The sequence below is a fragment of the uncultured Marinobacter sp. genome (assembly GCF_963974375.1).
Taxonomy (GTDB): domain Bacteria; phylum Pseudomonadota; class Gammaproteobacteria; order Pseudomonadales; family Oleiphilaceae; genus Marinobacter.
Window position 1 is genome coordinate 1 of record NZ_CAXBDN010000327.1, and the last position, 4,066, is coordinate 4,066.

Annotated in this window: 5 protein-coding genes; 2 read left to right on the forward strand and 3 right to left on the reverse strand. The window is 53.4% G+C overall.

Annotation, left to right across the window (positions count from 1 at the left end; all coding sequences use genetic code 11):
• A partial coding sequence (locus AAC035_RS19300; RefSeq protein ID WP_339806737.1) for a hypothetical protein occupies positions 1–340 on the forward strand: 340 nt, incomplete at its 5' end.
• Between the two features lie 747 nt (positions 341–1,087).
• The gene (locus AAC035_RS19305; protein ID WP_339806738.1) at positions 1,088–1,921 is read left to right on the forward strand and encodes a hypothetical protein; all 834 of its coding nucleotides are present in this window, start codon (positions 1,088–1,090) and stop codon (positions 1,919–1,921) included.
• 540 nt (positions 1,922–2,461) lie between these two features.
• Here AAC035_RS19305 and AAC035_RS19310 read toward each other — a convergent pair.
• From AAC035_RS19310 to AAC035_RS19320, 3 genes are all read right to left on the reverse strand, one after another.
• Positions 2,462–2,863 (reverse strand): DUF2384 domain-containing protein, encoded by a 402-nt coding sequence (locus AAC035_RS19310; RefSeq protein ID WP_339806739.1) that lies wholly within the window; start codon positions 2,861–2,863, stop codon positions 2,462–2,464.
• Positions 2,864–2,949: 86 nt separating this feature from the next.
• Positions 2,950–3,660 (reverse strand): hypothetical protein, encoded by a 711-nt coding sequence (locus AAC035_RS19315; protein WP_339806740.1) that lies wholly within the window; start codon positions 3,658–3,660, stop codon positions 2,950–2,952.
• 122 nt (positions 3,661–3,782) lie between these two features.
• Positions 3,783–4,066 (reverse strand): MbcA/ParS/Xre antitoxin family protein (locus tag AAC035_RS19320; RefSeq protein ID WP_339806742.1); only part of this gene is annotated, 284 nt, incomplete at its 5' end.

Genomic DNA, 4,066 nt, shown 5'->3' on the forward strand with positions numbered 1-4,066 from the left:
AGACTGTCTTCATGAATATGACAGCCTGATCGTTTCCGAGGCGCCATCGACCTGTGCCACCGAGTATTTCTGCCCGACTCTATATCACCAAGGCTGGCGATTGGCTGATATGGCGCCTATTTATTGGCGCCATTACCGAGAGCGATACGGTATCCCGCTGGGGCTCAACTCCTGGGGGATGGCCCAGTTTACCAGAGCCACGAACCTTCTCTTCATGGACTACCTGCCGGGCTGCAATGATAAAACCGACCAGCTCCTTTTGGAGGCCTGTGTGATCAAAAGCCTCGAAGGGGCCGGTATAGCGCCCAGTTTGGTTTCCTTGGTTGGGCATTCAGAATGATCTCGGAGGATGGACCTTACTATGGGTTACAGACTGAATGAAGGATTACTCTGGGCGACGCCTTTGGAGAGTTCGTATGGTTATGCTCGGCGTTTGATGGTGGCGAATCCTGGTCTGAGTCTGAGCAATCTCAGGCGGGCCTTACCGAATTTGCCTGGCACCGTCAATCAATGCCCAGTGTGTGCAGACCACCTGTTTCATCCTTCGGTTTACGGGCTCCGCTGCCTGACACATTGCCCCCTCCATCACTGCAAGTTGCAATCCAGTTGCCCCAAGTGCCATAACTCCTGGGGCCGACCATTCAGGTCCCGAACCCCGGTGTGTGATAAATGTGGTGTATTGCCTAAGGCGGACTGGGGCAAAACCCAAATTAAATGCCGGGATCTGCGTAAACTGCGTTGGCTAACACGCTGGGTAGCCCGGTGTGAAGAGCAAAAGAGTCGCTGCACATACGTGAGCTTATGGGATATTCATGGTCGAGTGGAGGCACGACGTGGACGCCAGCTCCCGAGTTTTTTCGAACCGGATATCGAAAACAAATACCACATGGCTTTTGAATGTCAACGTGCCGGGGGTACCAACCAGGATCGATTGAATCGCATGCACGTAGTGACTCACAACAGACCTCTGAAATCCCGAACCTCCGAACTTCGATCTTGGCCTGTACTTGAGGAAGATTCTTACTTGCTTCGAAAAAATCGCGATAGTCAAGATAGCATCCTCCGGCGAACAGCAACGGAGGCTGAAATGATCACGCTCATCACCGTGGCTCTGCGGCGCATACTTCGCTGGCAACGGGATGCCCTAGGCTTTGAGCATCGGCTGGTGTGGTCTGAACTTCGGAATATGCGTCCCGAAAACCTTCGGGAGGGCGAGCCCCCATGCGATCTTTGCATGGCTTTCAGTTTCTGGTTTTCGCTGATCAACGCTAAATTTACCAATAAGTGGATGGACATGGATAGCGAGGGAGCTCACGAGTTATTCCGGTTTGCAAACTATCGTTTCCAGCCCAATATCCCAGCGGGAATTTTCGTAGAAGATCGCCAGAGTAAGGCTTGGCGGCCATCCCTTCATTTCGAGCGGTGGCTATTTTTGCGCGCGTCGGAAAATGCGTTCGCAGAATATGTCAGTCTGGCCAATTGGCTTTTTGCGAAAACCGCCGATAAAGCCGTGCGATACAAGGCGACCGGGTATCCTGGTCAAGTCTTCCAATATGGCATGTATCCTTCTCAGATTCTCGAAACCCAGCTCGAGGGAAGTCGGCTGGTTGCAAGGTATTGGCCCGATTCGCCCCTAATCGACATTCAGTTTAACCAGGACGCCCGCGACCGAATTCGGGATTGCCAGGGCGTTGATCCATCTGATTGGTCCTTTGTGGGAGCTGTTGAAGCCGATCACCATAAGTGCCATCAGGATCAGACCAGAGAGTTGCTCGGTTGCCTGATGCATCCTTCGCGCTGGCTTTTTGGGCCTTGGATTGAGTGTGCTCACGAGGGGTATCTCGATAGGGTGTCGCCTCTTTACGACTATGAGGTGCTGCGAAGTAGGAACAGTTTTTTCAGTTTCCTCGACGATCATTGAGGGAATGTGGTCATGCATCCCGGCGCCCTTCTTATGGGTCAGCTCGTGGCGAGACGAAGCCAAGTCCGGGCCTGTTTGAGCAGAGAACCACTTTTCTATTCCATTTTGCGAATATCACGCTCCGCGAGTTCGCCTTGTCAAAATACCGAGCTTCACCCAATACGCGCTGCTGGAAAGATTTGGTAAGAGCCCTAAAGATGCACCATCACACTCTCGATGAGAGTCGCGCTTGAAACTAGCAGGCTTCACGCGCTTTAGAGCCCAGTGATTCTGGTCTCTGCAAAGCGATCAGTAAATGTAAGTACCACTCAGACAGTTTGGCTCGAATTTGGTGGGAAAAAAGTACACTTACTGTACGAGGCTGTTGAGTTCGTGGCATCACTCATAGTGAGGTTGTACTTTTCAGGACAAAAATATTTTACTTTGGTGCTCAACTCCCTCTTTGTGCCCTCAATCCGGAATTTTTCAATCGACCTTCCGTTGTATGGCTTGCATTCCGAAGAGCCCTGAATATCAGCCCGTTAATCTATCGTCCTGATGCTATGATTCTAATACACGCTCTTGGGCTCTCCCGTCAAAATATTTCCGCGTCAAGGCCAGCCCCTCAAGCGAGCCGGTGAGCATCAGACCCAGTGGCGACCGACCTGCAAACGGTTCGTGGGTGGTCGCAAGCCGGATTCGCTGCGCGGCGCGTTCCTCAGTCGGGTAGAGGATATGCAGTGCACGGCCGATTCCCATCAGGTAGCTGATACGCAGTAGCGTCTCGGCCGTCATCTCGGGATGGTCGCCTGACAGAAGGCGACGGAAGGAAGAAGGCTCCAGATCCAGCAGTTGTTGCTGTTCCAGTTCTGAACACTCCCACTGAGCCATGAAGTAACGAACGGCCTTCAGGGCGACCGCCGTTTTTTCAACTGAAATTGATTCTGAACTCTTATCAGCCATCGTCCCCCCTTATAACACTTCCTGGACCGCACGATTTCACATGGGTCCCGGGTCGCCTGAGCGGTTTTGCGAACCAACGCTCGTCCTTACGCCCGCCGTTCAGACCTTTCCATGAAGGCACTGATCTCCCGCTCGAGACGCGCATGTACATCCAGAAACTCGTCCTCATCCGAAGGTCGGTCCTTGAGGTTAGAGCGAGATTTCTTGCGCTCCAACTCGGTACGCTGTTCCGCGAAGACGTGGTGCAGGACCCCCACCGGAAGATCGGCACGCGTCTCCTCGTTCAGGTGTTTGCGCAATCGTTTGAACTGCTCAGGCGCGGGTACATGTTGTTGTTTGTCGGCGATGTCCTTCGGGCGAATATCGAAGACTTCTCCCCACAAGGCCACCGCTTTTTGCCAGGCCACGGACAAGGTTTGCTGCTCAGTGATCGCAATCCGGATCGGTTTTCCCGGTGCATCCACCTGAAAATAGCACTGGTCGGATGTGTCACGACCAATCGTGCCGATCCCGAGGGTGATACCCTGAAACCCAACACCCCTGAATGACCCGGTGCCCGGATGCTCCGTTCGCATGAAGTCCAGATAACTCAGGGCGGCCGCTCGCATTGACCAGCGAGCCTCATAATACTGTGCCCGGGTCTGCTGGTAACGATGCCAGAGATCCTCAGACAGATGAGTGCCCGGGCACTCACTGCTCAGGCGTTTCTCGAAATGTTTTCCGCGGAGCTTGGCGGTTACAACCCAGCCCCGGAAACGACCGGCTTTCCCGGGTTTATCCAAAAACTGTATAGCCATAGCTGGCGATCAGACTCCTGTAGGCGTTGAACGTGGGTTCACAATTTGGCAAGGCCGGACGGCGACAAAACTTGCAGTCAAGCCTTTGGTTAGCTGCATTTCAGTAGCTCTCGTAAAGTCGGTCACTGGCACTGAGCATCAAGATAGCGGCGCACTCTCGAGAGGTCGCCCTCAAGCATCACATCCAGAGCTGGTCGTCCCTCAAAATCCCTGTTAGGTTTGTGCGGCCAGGCATTCGCCTGATCCTCGTCCCGAAAGAGACATCGCAAGGCTTGGTAGATTCCGAAAACATGGCTGATCCGCTCCATTGTCTCGGGTGGTATGAGCACTCGGGAGCCGTTCACCCAGCACTCAAATTCAGATTCCTCAGGATTCCCGATTAGAGTATGGACTTTCGAATCTGGCA